This is a genomic window from Candidatus Nitrospira nitrificans, from assembly GCF_001458775.1.
Classification (GTDB): domain Bacteria; phylum Nitrospirota; class Nitrospiria; order Nitrospirales; family Nitrospiraceae; genus Nitrospira_D; species Nitrospira_D nitrificans.
This window is the reverse complement of sequence record NZ_CZPZ01000006.1, coordinates 22313-40537: the sequence shown is the minus strand read 5'-3', so window position 1 is coordinate 40537 and position 18225 is coordinate 22313. Positions and strand designations below refer to the sequence as shown.

Annotated in this window: 15 protein-coding genes and 1 pseudogene; 13 read left to right on the top strand and 3 right to left on the bottom strand. The window is 55.3% G+C overall.

The annotated features are described in order from the left end of the window. Nucleotides 1-102 precede the first annotated feature (102 nt). The 3 genes from COMA2_RS05150 to COMA2_RS05140 all read left to right on the top strand — a co-directional run bounded on the left by COMA2_RS05150 (nucleotide 103) and on the right by COMA2_RS05140 (nucleotide 3103). Complete coding sequence (locus tag COMA2_RS05150) at nucleotides 103-2238, top strand: hybrid sensor histidine kinase/response regulator (protein WP_090895279.1); 2136 nt, start codon at nucleotides 103-105, stop codon at nucleotides 2236-2238. After that, nucleotides 2216-2587, top strand: coding sequence for a response regulator (locus COMA2_RS05145; RefSeq protein ID WP_090895278.1), 372 nt, complete (start codon nucleotides 2216-2218; stop codon nucleotides 2585-2587). The genes COMA2_RS05150 and COMA2_RS05145 overlap by 23 nt, the downstream gene beginning before the upstream one ends. 90 nt (nucleotides 2588-2677) lie before the next feature. Next, on the top strand, nucleotides 2678-3103 hold the full coding sequence (locus COMA2_RS05140) for a hypothetical protein (protein ID WP_090895276.1): 426 nt from the start codon (nucleotides 2678-2680) through the stop codon (nucleotides 3101-3103). A gap of 3 nt (nucleotides 3104-3106) precedes the next feature. Here the strand turns inward: COMA2_RS05140 and priA are convergent, their stop codons facing one another. The 3 genes and pseudogenes from priA to COMA2_RS05130 all read right to left on the bottom strand — a co-directional run bounded on the left by priA (nucleotide 3107) and on the right by COMA2_RS05130 (nucleotide 7130). Beyond that, nucleotides 3107-4744 carry a replication restart helicase PriA gene (priA, locus tag COMA2_RS05135; RefSeq protein WP_245630887.1) on the bottom strand — a complete coding sequence of 546 codons (1638 nt, stop codon included), beginning with the start codon at nucleotides 4742-4744 and terminating at the stop codon, nucleotides 3107-3109. A 285-nt stretch (nucleotides 4745-5029) separates the two neighbouring features. Next, nucleotides 5030-5341 (bottom strand): annotated as a pseudogene (locus COMA2_RS21255) (primosomal protein N' family DNA-binding protein); the annotation flags it as partial. Between the two features lie 163 nt (nucleotides 5342-5504). After that, on the bottom strand, nucleotides 5505-7130 hold the full coding sequence (locus tag COMA2_RS05130; protein ID WP_175304410.1) for an OmpA family protein: 1626 nt from the start codon (nucleotides 7128-7130) through the stop codon (nucleotides 5505-5507). 481 nt (nucleotides 7131-7611) lie between these two features. Here COMA2_RS05130 and COMA2_RS05120 point away from each other — a divergent pair, with 481 nt between their 5' ends. The 10 genes from COMA2_RS05120 (at nucleotide 7612) to COMA2_RS05075 (ending at nucleotide 18225) form a co-directional block, all read left to right on the top strand. Then, complete coding sequence (locus COMA2_RS05120; protein WP_090895270.1) at nucleotides 7612-7995, top strand: NADH-quinone oxidoreductase subunit A; 384 nt, start codon at nucleotides 7612-7614, stop codon at nucleotides 7993-7995. 7 nt (nucleotides 7996-8002) lie between these two features. Continuing rightward, nucleotides 8003-8530, top strand: coding sequence for an NADH-quinone oxidoreductase subunit B (locus COMA2_RS05115; RefSeq protein ID WP_090895268.1), 528 nt, complete (start codon nucleotides 8003-8005; stop codon nucleotides 8528-8530). A gap of 9 nt (nucleotides 8531-8539) precedes the next feature. Next, nucleotides 8540-9037 carry an NADH-quinone oxidoreductase subunit C gene (locus COMA2_RS05110; protein WP_090895266.1) on the top strand — a complete coding sequence of 166 codons (498 nt, stop codon included), beginning with the start codon at nucleotides 8540-8542 and terminating at the stop codon, nucleotides 9035-9037. A gap of 115 nt (nucleotides 9038-9152) precedes the next feature. Further along, nucleotides 9153-10295: an NADH dehydrogenase (quinone) subunit D gene (gene nuoD, locus COMA2_RS05105; protein ID WP_342672596.1), complete on the top strand. Its 1143-nt coding sequence runs from the start codon at nucleotides 9153-9155 to the stop codon at nucleotides 10293-10295. A gap of 85 nt (nucleotides 10296-10380) precedes the next feature. After that, nucleotides 10381-13074 (top strand): molybdopterin-dependent oxidoreductase, encoded by a 2694-nt coding sequence (locus COMA2_RS05100; protein ID WP_090895263.1) that lies wholly within the window; start codon nucleotides 10381-10383, stop codon nucleotides 13072-13074. A gap of 41 nt (nucleotides 13075-13115) precedes the next feature. Continuing rightward, nucleotides 13116-13703 (top strand): NADH-quinone oxidoreductase subunit NuoI, encoded by a 588-nt coding sequence (gene nuoI, locus COMA2_RS05095; protein ID WP_090895261.1) that lies wholly within the window; start codon nucleotides 13116-13118, stop codon nucleotides 13701-13703. Nucleotides 13704-13712: 9 nt separating this feature from the next. Beyond that, nucleotides 13713-14240: an NADH-quinone oxidoreductase subunit J family protein gene (locus tag COMA2_RS05090; RefSeq protein WP_090895260.1), complete on the top strand. Its 528-nt coding sequence runs from the start codon at nucleotides 13713-13715 to the stop codon at nucleotides 14238-14240. Further along, nucleotides 14237-14539, top strand: a complete 303-nt coding sequence (gene nuoK / locus COMA2_RS05085) for an NADH-quinone oxidoreductase subunit NuoK (RefSeq protein ID WP_090895258.1) — start codon at nucleotides 14237-14239, stop codon at nucleotides 14537-14539. Before COMA2_RS05090 ends, nuoK begins: the two co-directional genes overlap by 4 nt. A gap of 134 nt (nucleotides 14540-14673) precedes the next feature. Then, nucleotides 14674-16650 carry an NADH-quinone oxidoreductase subunit L gene (nuoL, locus tag COMA2_RS05080; protein ID WP_090895257.1) on the top strand — a complete coding sequence of 659 codons (1977 nt, stop codon included), beginning with the start codon at nucleotides 14674-14676 and terminating at the stop codon, nucleotides 16648-16650. A gap of 15 nt (nucleotides 16651-16665) precedes the next feature. Further along, a complete protein-coding gene (locus COMA2_RS05075; protein WP_090895255.1) occupies nucleotides 16666-18225 on the top strand; it encodes a complex I subunit 4 family protein in 1560 nt (519 codons plus the stop codon).

Genomic DNA, 18225 nt, shown 5'->3' with positions numbered 1-18225 from the left:
TACCCTTCATACCTGGCATTCCACCTGTGGTTCATGTAAGTTGAAACCAAATTATTAGTAGACCTAACGACTCCGCGTGCACGGACCGGGAGGTTGTTCCGCATGGCTGCTGGTCTCTTCCTCGGGGTGCTCCTGTTGCTCAGCTATATTCTCTGGATACTCATTCGGCAGCGCCAAGAGAACGTCTTGCATTCAACCATCATCGCGGCGACGAACTGTAGTGTGCTCGTGACGGATGCGAGGGTGTCCCATCATCCCATCGTCTATGTCAATCCGGCCTTCCTCGCACTGACCGGGTATGCCGAGCAGGAAGTGATCGGTCACACGACGTCGATCTTGACCGGGCCGGATACAGATCGGGCCTCGATGGAAAAGCTTGCAATGGCCCTCCAGGATGGATGGGCGTGTCGTGTGCGGATCTGTCATTATCGCAAGAGCGGTTCCTCGTTTTGGAGTGATGTCTCGCTGTCGCCGGTGAAAGACCGCCTGGGCCGGGTGACGTCGGTTGTTTGGACAATGAGCGAAGTGTCACAACTCGGGCAGGTCGCGGAAACGTTTGACAGGACTCAGGATGAAGATGCCGCCGCGCGCCGGCGGGCCGAAGAAGCGCTTCAGGACAGCGAGGCGCGACGTGACCTTGCGGTGCAGCTCGGGCAGGTTGGGTTCTTTGAATACGACTACCGGGCAGGCTCCCTTTCTTGGTCACCGATCCTACGGCATCTCTATGGTGTCGGCGCCGATGAGCCGGCATCATGGCAGCGCTGCCTTGAACTCGTTCATCCGGATGATCGTGACCGGGTGACGTCTATGGTCCAACGAGCCGGTGTTGCGGCGGGTGATGGCCTGGATGAGATCGAGTACCGTCTCGTCAGACCGGACGGCGCGATGCGGCACATCAGTCTTCGTTCTCGGACTTCGTTCGATAGCGATGGTTCATCGAGCCAACCGGTCCGTACGCTGGGGGCGGTCGTCGATGTGACCGATCGGAAACGCGTCGAGACTCGTTGGCGCGAGACAGCCAGGATGGAAGCGATCGGCACCTTTGCCGGCGGCATCGCTCACGAGTTGAATAACGGTCTCACGGCTGTCCTCGGCTTCAGCGAGTTGGCGCTTCCGTTGATTCCAGCTGAGGCCAAATCGCATCGTCATGTCAGGCAAGTGATCACGGCGGCCCAAAAATCACGAGAGCTGATCCAACAGTTGCTGGCCTTCGGCGGACAGAACGACCAGGGTCGATGCCCATTGTTATTCCACTCCTTGGCGAAAGAATCCCTCAGGTTCCTTCGTCCGACGATCCCATTGTGGATTGAGCTCAGAACACAGATTGCACACGCGACCAATCCTATTTCGGCCAATGCCATGCAGATGCATGAAATGATTTTTCATCTGGTCGATCACGCCGTCCGTGCGATGCAGAGGACGGGAGGAATCCTCGAAGTTCAGCTTCGGAACCAGGAGTTTGACACCGATCAAATCATGACCTCCGGTCGACTCTCCGCGGGAAGGTACGTCTGCCTGAGTGCTCGAAATACGAGCGAGGGAATCGACCCTCAGAGCCTCCATCGATTGTTCGATTCGTTTGCGATGTCTACTGTAACCAGCGAGGGGCAGGGTATAGGACTCGCGGTCATCTACGGCATCGTCTCGACGCATGGCGGTACCTTGGCGGTTGAGAGCCAAACCGGCGTCGGTGAGACAGTATCGGTCTACCTCCCTGTTCTCCGGGCTTGTGCTTCCTCAACGACTCAACAGGATGATCCCCTTCCTCACGGAAGCGAATGTATCTTATTCGTCGATGATGAAGACGCCGTGGTCCGTTTCGGAAGAGAGGTGCTGACATTTCTTGGCTACCATGCAGTCGTGTGTAGAACAGCCGTAGAAGCCTTGGAGGTTTTTCAAGCTGAGCCCAACCGGTTCGACTTGCTGATCACTGATCGGACGATGCCCGGCATGAGCGGGGATCGTTTAGCAGGGGAATGTCGGAGGCTTCGACCGGATCTCTCCGTCATTCTCTGCAGCGGGTCACATGGCGCACCTGGCCTGGACGGCGTCTGTTCGCAGGGCGTGACGGAATGCCTCCTCAAACCGGTCGCATTGCATGAGCTGGCGTATGCCATCCGTCGGGCTTTGGACCAGTCTCCCACGTATTCGGAATCAACTGGTGCTCCGGCCGACGCCGGCCCCGAATCATCAAGTATATCGATGGAGGTGTCGGATGCCGTCGGTCCTCGTGGTTGATGATCAGGGCCAAGTTCGTCAGCTCATCCGAGAAACCTTGGAGCAGGCCGGCTACGAGGTCGAAGAGGCCTCGAATGGAAAAGAAGGAGTGGAACGGTATCGGGCTAAATCGCCGGATCTCGTCATCATGGATCTTCTCATGCCGGATCAGGATGGACTCGAGGCCATCATGACGCTTCGCCGGGAGTTTCCCGATACGCGTGTGATTGCGATGACAGGGGCAAGTGATACGATCGGCGTCCTCGATTTATTGGACGTTGCAAAGATGTTTGGGGCCAGGCGGACGCTTCACAAGCCATTCGAGCTGAATGTCCTCCTCGATGCGGTTGCTGCCGAACTGACTGTCTAGAGACTCGCCTGGTACGCGCAACGTTCTTCACATTGACATCCCGTCAGACTCCCGTCAGACTTTGCCTGCCATGCCTGGATCGCGTCCATCATGATATTTATCAATCTGTCTCTGGGGACTCTCGTTGCCGCCGTTGGGTTCTGGCTCATCTGGGGGGGAACCGTCGCGCCAGCCCTCGTGGTCGGATGGGCTCTGAGCGTAGGGTTGTTTTTATGGTTCATGGCGGAGTCGATCACGGGACTATGGGCGTGGTCTACCTTGTTGCTTGGCCTGGAAAGCTTTGCCTGGCCCGTGGTGTTGATGATTCAACTCAGGGGCCAGGCCGAATCACTTCCCGAATCTGAGATGGGAACGGTCCTCTCCGCCGTCGTGCTGGGTCTCTTCTCATCCGTATTTTGGATTTCGTTTTCCTACGGCTTGTTCAGACGAGCCCATCAGGGGGATGCGGCTGTATCCGAGTCGCAGGTTGCAAGGGCGGCGACTTCTCGGACGAACAAAAAGAAGAAAGGCGTGTAGTCTTTATCCATTCTCGACCGGGTCGATGTCGATCAGAAATTTGATCTGTCCTTTGCGATACTTTCGCTCCATGTTCTGGACGGAATCATGGATCCGTCGGCTGAGAGTGGTGCGATCCGTTCCTTTTACCAAGAGGCGATACTGCTGACGGCCTTTGGGAAGCCTGCGTATCGCCGGCACTGGTCCTAACACCATCAGAGGCTCCTGGCCATCGGCGTTTTGTTCAAGCTCCGCACCCCATCGTTTGGCGGCCTCCTCGACAATTCTAGAGTCTTTTCCGGTTACCGAGAGATCAGCCAAGCGGCAGACGGGCGGATAATGAAGAAGCCGCCGCGCGGCGAATTCTTCATCGTAGAATTGATGGGGATGGCCTGATAGCAGGGCCTGCACGGTGTAATGCGTCGGGAGACGTGTCTGGATGATGACTCGGCCTCCGGTGGACGCCGGAGAGGCCAGGTCGGCGGCATCAACCAGGAGATGATAGGTGCGCTCGGCTGCGCGAAAGTCCGAGACGTGCAACCCGGAATCTGCCTGGAGGATTCCCACCAAGCCGTAGCGGGGCAGTGGCTCCCCGCCAAACAACGCTTGGGTCCCGATGAGAATATCCCACGCGCCCGACTTGACGCCTTCCCACAGAGCGTGAGCAGATGCCGAGCGCCGGAGCGTGTCGCCATCGAGCCGAGCAACGTTGGCCTGCGGGAATACACGACGGACTTCGGCTTCAACACGCTCGGTTCCACCACCGACAGGACTCATACGAGGAGTGCGGCATGAAGGACAGAGATCCGGCAGCCGATCCGCCTTCCCACAGTAGCGGCAAGTCAGCCTGCCGGCTTCACGATAATAGGTCAGCGGCACGATACAGGAATCGCAACGAGGGACCCAGCCACAGTCTCGACAGGCCAAGGTCCCAGCGTACCCTTTCCTATTGAGAAAGAGCAGAATCTTGACGTGACCCTGTAGGGCGTCGTGCATTGCCCGAATAAGAGTGTGGCTAAGGAGGGTTCTTGCTGACTCGTTGCGGAGGTCAACGAGCTCAATCGTTGGTTGAAGGGCCACTTCTTGTGGCACATGATGGAGCTCGGCTTCGGTATTGAACCTCGATTCAAGAGATGGATGAGCCGATGCCAGCACAACGAGCGCTCGCTCGCTCTTCGCCCTCAAACCAGCCACCTCTCTGGCATGATAGCGAGGCTCCTGGGGCTCTTTCAGAGCAGGGTCCTCTTCTCCCTCCACCCAGATGAGCCCCATCGATTGAAGAGGCGAAAATATGGCCGAACGGGTTCCTACGACTACCAAGGGAGTCAGTCCCTGGCCCTGTGGCCATCGATCGGATTGTGAAGATGGGTGCGCGAGGGTAATCTGGATGCCCGTGAGCTTTGAGAGTTGTTGTTTCAACCAGGACGCTCTCGCAATCTCGCCGGTCAGAACTAGAGTGGATCGCTTCATTGCGTGGGCTTGGTGAATAGCGTCGGCAAGCCGGCTGAGCCGGTGCTCCCATGGGGCGTGGAGCACGAGCGTCCTCGTGTGATTACTGTGAAGACAGTGAGCGATATGCGTTTTCCAAGAGGAGCTGATCTTCGGAAGCGTGTCAGTGGGCAGAATGCCATCCCATAGTGTTCGACGATCAGGCTCGTCCATGGTGAGTTTCCTGCGCGGCTCTTGAGACCCGACGTGGGCGTTAGTCGAGGGTACGAGTGTTATCCACGACTTGTTGATGAGGGCGGCGATCCCCTGCACAGCCTTTGCCTGTCGAGGTGGTTGAAATGTCGAGGCCAGGATTCCTGCAGTTCGTCGGGCAATTCGGTCCAGAGTCGGCTTCAGAGAGTCTGGACAAAGGTCGGTTTCTAGGGCTGCGCGACCCTGCGGAGTAGCCATGTATCGTGCGGGCGAGGTTTTCCGCGTCGCGATCGAGGGCACTATGAGGCGAAGACACTGGCCCCAGGGTGCAACATAATATTCCGCGATCGCGCGCGAGAGTTCGAACAACGCCGGAGGCAATGTAGAAGCTTCCCCATCGTGGGCTAGAGAGCGGATCTCTCTAAGGGAAGCGGACTGAATCTCGGTCGCGAGGCGGTTGCTCAGTGAGATGACAACCCCTTCCAGCACCATGCGTCCAAACGGGACGAGGACGCGGTGCCCTATTGTTAGGGTCTCAGCTAAGGCGGGAGGGATGAGATAGGTGAAGGCCTTCGCAATATGGCGGGGTACAATAACGTCTGCATAGAGCGTCTGCATTTGATGCGGAAGGGTTGAGAGCCCATCGGAAGCCATGCCGCATTTTAGCAGTCTGGAAATGCGAAGGACACCCGGCAGACCGGGTTCTCGGCTAGAAAGATATTGGATAGACTCTTTGAGGGGAGGAGTCCAATACCGACCGACCCCCGTTTAGGTCCCGATGCTATTCCGTCTGGGTTCCGACTGTTGGCTGCTGAGGAGGAATATCTTTCTTATTTGTATCGCTCGACGTTGAGCCACTCTCATCAGGGTTACTAGCAGTATTTGACTTATCCTTTGAAGGAGCGTGTGGAGAGTCGCTCATAGCCGTGGTCCCTCGACCTGGGAAGTCGGTCATGCCGGAAGTAGCGGGAAGCGACTGGTCGTTGTCGTCACGAGCATTCACAGTGGAAAGACTTCCTTCCGGTTTTTGCACTTGAGTCTCAACCTCCGGCTTAGGCGCCGGAGTCCCCCTGTCTGGAGTGTACAGAAGAAGTTCTACACGGCGATTCTTCATGCGGCCTTCTTCTACCGTATTCGTAGCAGTTGGTTTGGTGTCACCGAGCCCTACCGCACTGACCCGTTCCGGTTGCAGGCCGCCCTTTTCTACGAGATAGCGTAGGACGCCGGTTGCGCGCATTTTGGACAATTCCAAATTGCTTGGATACCGCGACTTGAGTGAGGGGCCGATCTCCATGTTATCTGCATGGCCTTCGATTCGGATCATCCTCATGTCACCACTGGTGTGCAGGTAATCAATCAACTGATCGAGCACTTTGTAATTGGCAGGCTTAATAGCGGCATCCCCTGAGTCGTAGTGCAGGAACTTTGCGAGGTCCCCAAGGTTGAGTCGGCTTTGACCTGATGTATCCTGTATTTTCAGCTTGCTGGCTACCAGATTAGCTGGTACCGCTTGACTGGTCTGAGTTGTGGGTGATTCTGGGATTGCGCCCGCGGGCTGAGGAAGAAGTGCAGCGTATCCAACGAGCTTGAATCGGTCTCCTTTGAAGACGCGGGTGTTGGCCTTACGGATGAGGGCAGTTGCCGTGTGAGATTCCACCGACAGCACCTTGAGTTGGCCGATCTTTCGTGGAGGAAGTCCGGCACTGTGACGGTGAATATCGAGGAGATCGCCGGTCCTTAGTCCGTCCTCTTTCCCTCGATCCACATACACAACATTTGACTGTGAAACGAGGGTCATTGTCCGGTCGGCCTGGAGCTCAACGATCATACCCTCGAGGTCGGAGATGTTCGACGCAGGGTTTGCTTCGGTGTCTGCCGCCGGCGCCACAAAACGCATGACGGGGTCCCCGGGGGAAATTGGTCCATAGCTGTGCACGGCCTCCACGGTTGTGAGAGCGTGATCGGCTGCGGTTACCTTCACGATCGCCGAACGATTCACGACAAACCCGAGATATTCCTTCGTCATGGGGTGAAACACTTTCCGAATCCGTCGGTAGACGGTGAACAGATCACCAACTGCCACATCAGTGGGGTTATTGAGCTTGAGATAGAGGGAATCGCGCTTGCCAAGAAGCATGCGATTGCCCGTCGACTGATTATCGCCGGTTATCAAGTTTACGGTTCCGTCGATCGGGGATGTTTTCTGGATTACACCATTGGAAAATGCCAGCGCAGCCTCTGAAAACCGAACGGAATCAACCTCTGGTGTCTGTGCCAGCGCTCCATCAAGTGAGGCGCCGATTCCCGAACACAGAACTAAGACAAGAAATGCGAAGGTTTTCATAGGAGGATTCCTTTTGAGGCTAGTGTTGCTTTCAAACCATAGCAAAAGACGCTGTATTGTCAAGAATTTGAGCTGAACTTGGTAGGAACTTGATGAGCTGTTCTTTCCAGTGGTAGGCTGAGGCCTTGTCATTGGTTGCCTATTCGTGGTGGAGTGACTGACTGATGAATGGTAACGAAAAAGAAGGTCAGCGTCTCTCCGGAGGGGTCCGCCAGACGGAACGAATCGATACACAAATCCATCGGCGACGAAAGGTCAAAGCGCTTTCTCCTCTCGAGTCTGAATGGGAGAGTTCTCAGGCCATTCTCTTGTGGGGTGATGAACAAAGCGAAAGAGATTCCGCACTTGATGCCCCATCTTGAGTTTCAACAAGAATATAACGGCTCACCGTACTCTCCGCTGCCAGACCATCTTCCCTAGGGCTTTCGGGTCCGCCTGGATTAGGTCCTTTGTTCGCTTGCTATCCCCAAGACGTGGGCACTAAGATTTCACTCATCATATCTCTAATATCCTTTTTAGGTCAATGCTTTGTGAGAGAAACTAAATGACCGGGACTGAAGCTCTTCTTGATTACCTGACTAAGTTTTTCCCGGTCTTTCTCTTTATCTTGGTCGCCTTGGCCTTCGGAGTGATGACCTTGCTCATCAGTTATTTTGTGCAACCCCGGTATCCGGAGCCAGAAAAGTTATCGACCTATGAATGTGGAGCCGAACCATTTTCCGATGCCCGTATGCCATTTCCTGTTCGGTATTACATTTTTGCCATGTTGTTCGTCATCTTCGACATTGAAGTGATCTTCCTCTATCCATGGGCGGTCGTCTTTACCAAGATCGGGGTGATTGGGTTGATTGAAATGCTGATTTTTATAGGATTGTTCATCGTGGCTTACGCGTATGCCTGGCGAAAGGGCGCACTGGAGTGGGACTGAGGCTTGTATGGGACTGATTCAACTGGGACGGCATGAGAAAGACGCGGCTCCGGACGTCATCACGGGGTCTCTTGAAAAAGCTGTGAATTGGGCAAGGAAGGGTTCCCTCTGGCCAATGACCTTCGGACTTGCGTGCTGCGCCATCGAGATGATGGCTGCTGTTTCTTCGCGGTACGACATGGATCGGTTCGGGGCAGGCGTGTTTCGCGGCTCGCCGCGGCAGTCGGATTTGATGATCGTCGCCGGAACCGTATGTCGACGTATGGCGCCGGTGATTCGAAAGATTTACGACCAAATGCCGGAACCTAAGTATGTCATTGCGATGGGCTCCTGTGCCACATCAGGGAATATCTATGACAGTTATAGCGTCGTCCAGGGAGTCGATCGATTTATCCCCGTTGACATTTATGTGCCCGGCTGTCCTCCGACGCCGGAGGCGCTCTTGGACGGCATCCTGAAGCTTCAAGAGCGCATTATGCAAAAACGTGTGTTCGTGACTCAACCAGAGCAGGTCCAGGCCGGTCTGAAGGCCTGACGCGTCGCTATGCATCCATTGCTGCAACGAATTCAGCAGGCGTTTTCGGTTGGAGTCACCGGCTTGGCTGAGTGGCGAGGCGATGCGGCGGTGACTGTTACGCGGGACAAACTTCATGAAGTGGCCCAGTTTCTGCACAACGATCCCGGGATGGATTTCGATTATATCGTCCATGTGAGTTCCGTGGATTGGCCCGACGAGGAAGAGCGATTCGAAGTGGTGTGGGAGTTCTACTCGATTCGGAAGCGGCATCGCATCCGACTGAAGACGCGGGTGCCTGAAACGGATTGTGTCGTTGATTCCTTAACGGATCTTTGGAAAGGTGCCGATTTCATGGAACGTGAAGTCTTCGACATGATGGGTATTCGGTTTCGAAATCATCCGGATCTTCGACGGATTCTCATGCCGGATGACTATACCGAGGGCTATCCGTTGCGTAAGGATTTTCCGCTTCGCGGCAAAGGCTGGCGAGACACGTTTGATTTCTTGGATGAGATTCCACGATAGGACGATCCCTAGTATGGCATTCGAAGATCAAAGAACCACTGTTTACAAGGTCAATCCGGAACACCCGGAGAGCGAGACGCTCCCGACCTTGCGAACCGAGGAGCTTCTGCTCAATATGGGGCCGCAACATCCCAGTACCCATGGGGTGCTTAAGGTCATTCTAGAGCTGGAAGGGGAACGGTTGGTGAAATCTACTCCGGTGATGGGGTATCTCCACCGGGGAGTCGAAAAGCTGGCGGAAGATGGCACGTATCATCAGTTCATTCCTCATACGGATCGACTTGACTATGTCTGCGCGATGTACAACAACTTTGCCTACTGCCGAGCCGTTGAGAAACTTTTAAATTTACAGGTTCCGGAACGAGCTGAATATTTACGGACGATCGTTGCGGAAGTTCAGCGCATCATTGGGCACCAATTTTGGCTGAGCGCCCAGGCGCTTGATATTGGAGCCATGACCGTATTTTTTTACTGTTTTCGAGATCGCGAAATCCTGCTTGATTGGTTCGACGAGCTGTGCGGGGCTCGCCTCACAACGAGCTGGTACCGAATCGGAGGAATTGAACGAGACTTGACGCCTTCGTTGATCGACAAGCTCAAACAGTTTCTCGACTATTTCCCGCCGAAGATCGATGAATATCAGGTGTTTCTCGAGAGAAACCGCATTTGGCTTGGGCGCACCAAGGGAGTCGCCGTGATTTCCGCCGAAGATGCGGTCAATTTTGGGTTGAGTGGGCCGGTTCTCCGCGGATCCGGCGTGGACTATGACCTTCGCAAGTATGAGCCGTATAGCGCCTATCCGAAGTGTGAGTTCAGCGTGCCGGTCGGAAAAAACGGGGATACGTACGATCGTTATTGGATTCGGGTGATGGAGCTCCATGAGAGCGTCAAGATCATTCGGCAATGTTTGGAGCAGATGCAGGAAGGGCCCATCATGGCCGATGTTCCCAGCGTGACGCTGCCGCCGAAAGAGCGGGTCTTTACAAACCTAGAGGCAATGATCCAACAGTTCAAACTCTTCTCGCAGGGGTTCGATGCTCCACCGGGAGAGGTCTACTGCGGTACGGAAGCGCACAAAGGGGAACTGGGCTTTTACATCGTCAGTACGGGGGGAGGAAAGCCCTATCGACTGAAGATTCGTGCCCCTTCGTTCATTCACATGGGCGCCTTCGATCACATGGCCCGAGGGTATATGATCTCGGATGCCTGTACCATATTCGGCACCTACGATGTCGTGATGGGCGAGTGTGACAGATGAGAGACGTTAAACGTAAGACGTTAATCGTTACACGAAGCAGAACCTCAACAACAACGAATAACGTTGAGCGAGCAACGAGGCGACAATGGGCCTGAGGCCGGCTACTAATCCAGACGTCGAAGCGGCAAAGATCGAGTTGAGCATCGACGGAAAGTCCGTCACGGCAAAGGACGGGGTGTCGTTGTACGACGTCATTGCCATGACGGGCAAGATCATCCCGGCGATGTGTTATCACTACACATTTGACCCGTTCGGCTCTTGCGGCATGTGTTTGGTGATGCAAGAGGGGAAGAAAGCTCCCGTTCGGTCCTGTACCGCCAAGGCGGCGGCGGGAATGGTCATCCGTACGGAAGGCGAGGATCTCTTTCTTGCCCGGAAGAAAGCCGTCGAGAAACATCTGTCGGTCCATCCTCTCGACTGCCCGGTGTGCGACGCGGACGGCCATTGTGAACTTCAAGATATGGCCTTCCAGCACGGCGTGACAAATCTGGCCAGTGCCAAGCAGAAATTCATTCCGGAAGATACGCGCAGTCCCGTGCTCGACTTCAACATGAATCGCTGCATTGCCTGTGCGGAATGCATCAATGTGTGCAAGGACGTGTTGATGATCGATGCCTTGCAGTTCATGAAGAAGGGTGGATTCAACCAGGTCGTGGCCAAGGGCGACCTCGCCCTCAATTGCGAATTCTGCGGAGATTGTTTGGCGGTCTGCCCGGTCGGCGCCATCACGAATAAGTTTTCCAAGTATCTGTATAAGCCGTGGCAGATGAAGAAGACGACGACGACCTGCAACTATTGCGGAGACGGTTGCCAGCTCTACCTGGAGACGAAAGATGAAGAGGTGGTCCGCGTCACCTCCTCGTTATCGTGGAAGAACAAGTGGGGCGACCGATCGGAAACCGCCAAGGGACACGGTGGGCTCTGCGTACGCGGACGTTTTGGGTTCGAATATCTGGACAGTAAGAGCCGGCTGACACAGCCCCTGGTCCGTGAAGGCAGTCAGTTGGTGCAGAAACCTTGGCTGGAAACGATGCACCAGCTCGTAGACCGGTTTGCCGAAATCAAACGTCAATACGGCGCCGATGCCGTTGCCGGCCTCGTGACGGCGCGCTGCACGAACGAAGAGCTGTATTTATTTCAGAAGCTCATGCGTACTGCTTTTGGCACCAATCAGCTCGACAGCAGCGCCCGCTATGGCCATATGAACTTTGTGCTCGCGTCCAAACATGCGGTCGGACTTGGGCGAACGCCGAATGATTGGGAAGATCTGACGAAAGCGAAAGCCATCATTTTGATCGGTTCCAATATTACCGAGACAAACCCGTTGACCGCTGTGCGAATCAAAGAAGCCATGCGGGTCTACAGGGCTCAAGTTGTGACGCTCGACAGCGCCATCACGAATATGGCGAAGTTGGCATCGCATCCATTTTTGATCAAGCCTGGGACGGAAGGAGCCGTGATCGATGGGTTGGTCAGGGCGACGATCGATCAGGATTTGGTTGATGAAGAGACGGTCGAAAAACATCCCCAGGCGTTTGAAGCGCTCAAGAGCGCGGTCGCACACGTTTCGGTAGAGCGGCTCGCAGCTCAGACCGGCGTTCCCATAGAAGCCTTCCGCGAAATTGCAGCTATTTTTGCCGAATCACCGAGGTCGATCATCCTGTGCGCGGAAGGGATCGTCAGGCGGGCGAACGGCTATCAGAACGTCTTAAAACTGATGGATCTCGCCTGGATCACCGGCAAGCTTGGTCGACCAGGTTGCGGTGTGAACACGGTGACAGAGGAGCCGAACGAACAAGGCGCCGTTGATATGGGCGTGGCGCCCGAGTTTTTGCCCGGGCAAGCTCGGTTTGACGATCCCACGGCGCGGGACCGGTTCGCCGGCGCGTGGGAGGCGCCGCTTCCTTCGACCGAATCGAGTGCCCATCTTATTGAAATACTGAAGCGGTGTAAGAGTGGCCAGATCAAAGCTTTGTACGTGCTAGGGGAAAATCCGCTCGCGACCTTGCCGGCTTCAATGGAAGTGCGACCTGCTCTCGATCGGCTCGAACTGCTGGTGGTGCAAGATCCTTTCTTGACCGATACGGCGAAGATGGCTCATTTCGTGCTCCCCGCCTGTACCTACGCAGAAAAGGACGGCACCTTTACGAACCTTGAAGGTCGGGTGCTTCGCGTTCGTCAGGCGATGGATCCGCTTGGAGAGAGCCTGCCGGACTGGCACATCATGACCGCCCTCGCGAACGCCATGGGGTGTCGATGGGAATACCAATCGCCCAACGATATTCAAGCCGAGATTATGAAGCTGCTGCCCGGATACTATAATCTCGGTCAACCGCGGAAAGTCACGCCTGTTCCTGACCAATATTTGTCTGCCGGCTATGCGGCGGAGGTCGCGGTTCGGTATCGACCGACCCCGCCGTCAGAAGAACACGCGCGTCCCTTCGCGTTGTTGATGGGACAAGTGCTCATGCATTCGGGAAAATTATCGACGCACGCATCAGGGTTGATCAACATTGCCCCGAACACCGGGAAGCTTCGGATGAACATACAAGATATGGAGCGTCTTGGATTGCAAGACGGCACGAAGGTGCGACTGACCTCCGATCGGGGCTCTCTTCAGCTGGGTGTCCAGCCAGACCAGTCCGTCGCGCCCGGCACGTGCTTTTTCCCGGAGCATTTTAACGAACCGCCGGTCAAGGATTTGATGACGGTGTCGGTTGATGCCACCACCGGCGTCCCGTCGTTCAAGCAGATCTGGGTGAGTGTTGAGCAGGCATAAGCGGATGTGTACGGTCGACCGTTCGTGACGAGGAGTCTACGATGAGTGTTGCCGCCCTGACCAAAAAAATTCTCCATGCCGCGCTCTTCTATGAGATTTGGGACGCCATGAAGGTCACGTTTCGGCACATGCTTCATCGACCGATGACGTTTCAGTATCCGCGGGAACAACGAACGATTCCGGATGCGCATCGCGGCGCGCTAGGCTTGCTTCGGTACGACGATGGCCAGGAGCGGTGCGTCGGCTGCGATCTGTGCGAGGTCGCCTGTCCATCGCATTGCATCAAGGTGATCAGCGCGGAGGATACGACCCGTCCGCTCCAGCGCTATGCCAGTGAGTTCTATATCGATATCACAAAATGCGTGTTCTGCGGCTATTGTGTCGAGGCCTGTCCGGTCAACGCGCTGGCGATGACCAAGATGTACGAATATTCGACCCACGACAAACGCAGTCTGCTGTTCGACAAAAAGCGGTTGTACGACATCGGCGAACGCCACCTCGATGATGGGAAGAAGTATTTGTATGCGCACAACCAAGAGAAAAATGTCGAGCAGAGTCGCGAGTACCGCTACTATTTCCCGCAGTCGGTACAGAAGTCGACCCAACCGCCTCCCAAACATCTGAATTGAGCTGAACCCATGGTCGGAGTGTTTTTCACCTATTTCGCATTGGTCAGTATTGCCGCCGGTGTTTTGACGGTGACCTTACGGCACCCGGTTCACTGTGCGCTCTCCTTGCTCGTGTTGCTGATGCACGTTTCCGGCTTGTTCATCCTCCTAAACGCGGAGTTTCTTTGGGCTGTGCAAGTCATCGTCTACGTCGGCGCGATTCTGGTGCTGTATCTCTTTGTGTTGATGTTGATGAATCTCAAAACGGATGAGCGATATTTCCATCAATCGGCGTTGTATGTTCTGGGGCCTGCGGTCTTGGGGGCCGGCTACGTTCTGTACAACCTCCTGCGGTCGCCGTTTGATGGGACGAAGGGGGATACGTCGGCCACTGCCGTGCTGCAAGACGGGGACACCTACGCCGTGGGTATCAAGATGTTCAGCGACCATCTCTTGCAGTTTGAGATCGTCGGCATATTTCTGCTGGGCGCCGCCATCGGTGCGATTGTCCTGGCCAAGACGCCGAAACAGCTGGAGGCGGAGAGAGAGCGATCATGATCCCGCTGTCTGCCTATACCGCTGTCAGCGCCGTTCTTTTCATCATAGGGCTCATGGGGGTGCTTGTCAGACGGAATTTCATCATTGTGCTGCTGTCGGTTGAAATCATGATGAATGCGGCCAATATCAATTTGGTCGCCTTTTCACACTATTTGGAATCGATGTCGGGGCAACTGGTAGCCCTATTCATTATCGCCATTGCGGCGGGCGAAGCGGCCGTTGGTTTGGCTATCATCATTGTCGTGTTCAGAGGCAAGATTTCCACGAATGTGGATGAAATGAACCTATTAAAGTGGTAGCAGGATGTGGATACTCACATCCAACACTGCAGTCGGTAGCTCGTAGCCCTCAACGTACCCCCACGCGTACGCTTTAGGATCCGACTCCGTGAGCATGGTTGGCTAGGTGAACATCCTCGGAATGGCACGAGACTGTGTCCGACTTGACTGATCTCCTCATTAAATTGATTCCTGTGTTCCCGCTGCTCGCGGTTCTTGTGAACGGGCTGCTGGGATCCCGCTACTCTCAAGACCTGGCCCATCGCTTGGCGTGGGGATCGGTCGGGCTCTCGTTTCTCTGTACGGTCGGCGTCTTCACCGACATCATGCGGACGGGGAGTTCCCATGAAGTCATCGTCTATCAGTGGATCTTCGGCGGTGATCTTGCGATCAATTTAGCCTACCTGGTGGATCCCTTGACCTGTGCGTGGTTGCTGGTTGTCACCGGCGTTGGGTTCCTCATCCACGTCTATTCCGTCGGCTATATGCATGGAGAAGCGGGATTCACGCGCTTCTTCACCTACATGAATCTTTTCATGGTCTCCATGCTGCTTCTCGTCATGGGGAACAACTATGTCGTGCTCTTTATCGGGTGGGAGGGTGTCGGGCTCTGTTCCTATCTTTTGATCGGTTATTACTACGACAAGGTTTCCGCCGCCAAAGCAGCCTCCAAGGCGTTCGTAGTCAACCGGATCGGTGACGCGGGATTTCTTGTGGCCATATTTCTTGTCTTTATCAACTTCAAGACCCTCGACTATACAAAGGTCTTTGCCCAGGTCGGGCAACTGTCTCCGGACATGGCCACCGCTATCGCCCTCTGTCTCCTCGTCGGCGCGATCGGGAAGTCCGCGCAATTGCCTCTCCACACATGGCTGCCCGATGCAATGGAAGGCCCGACGCCGGTGAGCGCGTTGATCCATGCGGCGACGATGGTGACGGCCGGTGTCTACATGATCGTCCGTAATCACGCGATCTTCGATCTTTCGCCCTTCGCGATGTCGATGGTCGCGTTTGTCGGGGGGGGGACCGCGTTGTTTGCGGCGACCATCGGACTCGTCCAGACTGACATCAAACGCGTCTTAGCCTATTCGACCGTGAGCCAGCTCGGATATATGTTCCTGGGTTGCGGGATCGGGGCCTATACGGCTTCCGTGTTTCATGTCATGACCCATGCGTTCTTCAAAGCGTTGTTGTTCTTGTCGGCAGGGTCGGTAATCCATGCATTATCGGGGGAACAAGATATCCGGAAGATGGGCGGATTGAGCAACCGAATTCCATGGACCCATCGTCTGTTTCTGATCGGCACCATTGCGATCGCCGGACTTCCTCCCTTGGCGGGATTCTGGAGCAAAGACGAAATAATGGCCCATGCCTTCATCCATCATCATTATCTTCTGTATTGCATGGCGGCCGTCGGGGCCCTGATGACGTCTTTTTATATGTTTCGTCTGACCTATCTGACGTTTTATGGCGCATCTCGGATGGATGCCCATACGGCCGAGCATGTGCACGAATCTCCAATGGTCATGGTCGCTCCCTTGCTGGTCCTCGCGTTCCTCTCGCTCGTGGGCGGATTGATATTGGGGTTTCCACCGGAGCATGGCTGGCTCCATGGATTTTTGGCGCCGGTCGTCGGGGTTGGGGCTGAGCCTGAGGCCGGCGCGGGCATGATGATTCTGCTGATGAGCATTGCGATCATCATTGCCTTGCTCGGATGGGGACTCGCGCATTTCCTGTACGCCGTGAGTCCGGCGACCTCGGAAGGATGGGCTGAGAGATTTTCCGGGGCCTATCGGATCCTATTGAACAAGTACTATGTGGATGAACTGTACGACCTCATTTTCGTCGAGCCGCTCAAACGTCTGGGAGCGATACTTGACTGGTTCGATCGTACGGTCATAGACGGTATCGTGCGAGCGGTGGGGCGGATGACCGATTGGGGTGCCTTTGGCTCCACATGGATCGAGAAGTACATCGTCTATGCCGGCCTCAACGTAATCGGTTATGGCAATCATCTCGCGGCTCGCGAAGGGCGGAAGATGCAGAGCGGAATGGTCCATCATTATGCTGCCATCATCGTTGCGGGGCTGTTCCTGTTGGTTCTGGTTGTTCAACTGTTTGTTCAGATGTAGGTTAGACGGTCTTTCATGCTCGAAGAACTCACAGCCGGATTCCCGATTCTCTCCTGTATTCTCTTCCTCCCGGTTGTCGGAGCGGCCGTGCTCTGGCTGTTCGACGACGAGGACCTGGTGCGGACCTCAGCTCTCACGATTGCGCTCGTGGAACTTGCGCTCTCCGTATTTGTCCTGCTGCGTTTCGTGCCGGAATCGGCCGCCATGCAGTTTACAGAACGTGTTCAATGGATTCCGGCCTTAGGCATCAGCTATCACCTGGCAGTCGATGGAATCAGCGTATTGTTCGTCGGGCTCACGGCCTTTCTGACGGTCTTGGTGGTGGTGTACTCATGGGATACGATCCGACATCAAGTCAAACTGTACATGATGTGTCTGTTAGCGCTCGAGACGACGACGATGGGCGTGTTCGTCTCGCTAGATTTGATTCTGTTCTTCGTGTTCTGGGAACTCATGCTGATTCCCAGCTACTTTTTGATCAAGCTGTGGGGGGGAGGAGCGGAGCGTCACTATGCCGCGTTGAAGTTCGTCCTGTATACGCTCTTGGGCAGCGTATTCATGCTGGTCGGCATCGCCTTGTTGAATATCAATTATCATCAGTGGGCGTTGCTGCATCACACGGATCAGACCTATTCGTTTGACCTCCTCGATCTCCTGACGGTGCCGATTCCGGTCTCTCAGCAACTCGTCATCTTTTGGCTGATGTTCTTGGGATTTGCGTTCAAAGCGCCCGTGTTTCCCTTTCACACATGGCTGCCCGATGCGCTCTTGGAGGGCCCGATCGGGATGGCGGTGGTCTTGGCGGGCTTGAAATTGGGCACGTTCGGTTTCATGCGCTTCAGCATTCCACTGCTCCCGGATGCGTCAAAAAGCGAGACGGTCGTGATGGTCGTGGTCGTGCTCGGTCTCTGCGCAATTCTCTATGGAGCGTGGATGGCTTTGGTTCAAGCCGATTTTCGACGCTTGCTCGCCTACAGCAGCGTCAGTCATCTTGGCTTCGTCGTCGTGGGATTGTTCGCCTTGAACTATCAAGGTTTGCAGGGCAGCTTGCTCACGATGATCAATCTGGGCTTCAGCACGGCGGGGCTCTTCTTTATCGCCGGGTTTCTCTACTCTCGGCAGCAAACGACCCAGCTATCGGCGTTCGGTGGAATGGCGAAACAAGTGCCTCTGCTGGCGACCTTCTTTCTCATTATCGGGCTGGCGTCGATCGGACTTCCCGGCACCAACGGTTTTGTCGGCGAGTTCCTTATTTTGTTGGGGGCGTTTAAGGCCAAATGGTGGATCGGTGCCATTGCCGTTCTGGGCGTCATTTTCGGCGCCGCCTATTTTCTGTGGTACTACGAACGTTCGATGCTTGGACCGTTGGGTGCCGCGGTGAAGGGGACCATGAGCGATCTGCAACCGCGCGAGAAGATCATTGCGGTGTCCCTGTCCGTCATGATTCTTTGGATCGGGCTGTATCCGTCGCCGTTCTTGCGAATCATGAATGGATCAATCCAAGCACTTGTTGATCGAGTCCAACAGGAGACGAACGTGTCGCTGCAAGACAACCGAACCGGAAGAGGGTATTAG

Bases quoted from the DNA above. Each gene is read 5' to 3' on its own strand.
- nuoD (WP_342672596.1), top strand. From the start codon at position 9,153: ATGGGGCCGCAACATCCCAGTACCCATGGGGTGCTTAAGGTCATTCTA.
- priA (WP_245630887.1), bottom strand. From the start codon at position 4,744: ATGGACGAGCCTGATCGTCGAACACTATGGGATGGCATTCTGCCCACT.
- nuoK (WP_090895258.1), top strand. From the start codon at position 14,237: ATGATCCCGCTGTCTGCCTATACCGCTGTCAGCGCCGTTCTTTTCATC.
- COMA2_RS05090 (WP_090895260.1), top strand. From the start codon at position 13,713: ATGGTCGGAGTGTTTTTCACCTATTTCGCATTGGTCAGTATTGCCGCC.
- COMA2_RS05140 (WP_090895276.1), top strand. From the start codon at position 2,678: ATGATATTTATCAATCTGTCTCTGGGGACTCTCGTTGCCGCCGTTGGG.
- COMA2_RS05120 (WP_090895270.1), top strand. From the start codon at position 7,612: ATGACCGGGACTGAAGCTCTTCTTGATTACCTGACTAAGTTTTTCCCG.
- COMA2_RS05115 (WP_090895268.1), top strand. From the start codon at position 8,003: ATGGGACTGATTCAACTGGGACGGCATGAGAAAGACGCGGCTCCGGAC.
- COMA2_RS05075 (WP_090895255.1), top strand. From the start codon at position 16,666: ATGCTCGAAGAACTCACAGCCGGATTCCCGATTCTCTCCTGTATTCTC.
- COMA2_RS05145 (WP_090895278.1), top strand. From the start codon at position 2,216: ATGCCGTCGGTCCTCGTGGTTGATGATCAGGGCCAAGTTCGTCAGCTC.
- COMA2_RS05150 (WP_090895279.1), top strand. From the start codon at position 103: ATGGCTGCTGGTCTCTTCCTCGGGGTGCTCCTGTTGCTCAGCTATATT.
- nuoI (WP_090895261.1), top strand. From the start codon at position 13,116: ATGAGTGTTGCCGCCCTGACCAAAAAAATTCTCCATGCCGCGCTCTTC.
- COMA2_RS05110 (WP_090895266.1), top strand. From the start codon at position 8,540: ATGCATCCATTGCTGCAACGAATTCAGCAGGCGTTTTCGGTTGGAGTC.
- COMA2_RS05100 (WP_090895263.1), top strand. From the start codon at position 10,381: ATGGGCCTGAGGCCGGCTACTAATCCAGACGTCGAAGCGGCAAAGATC.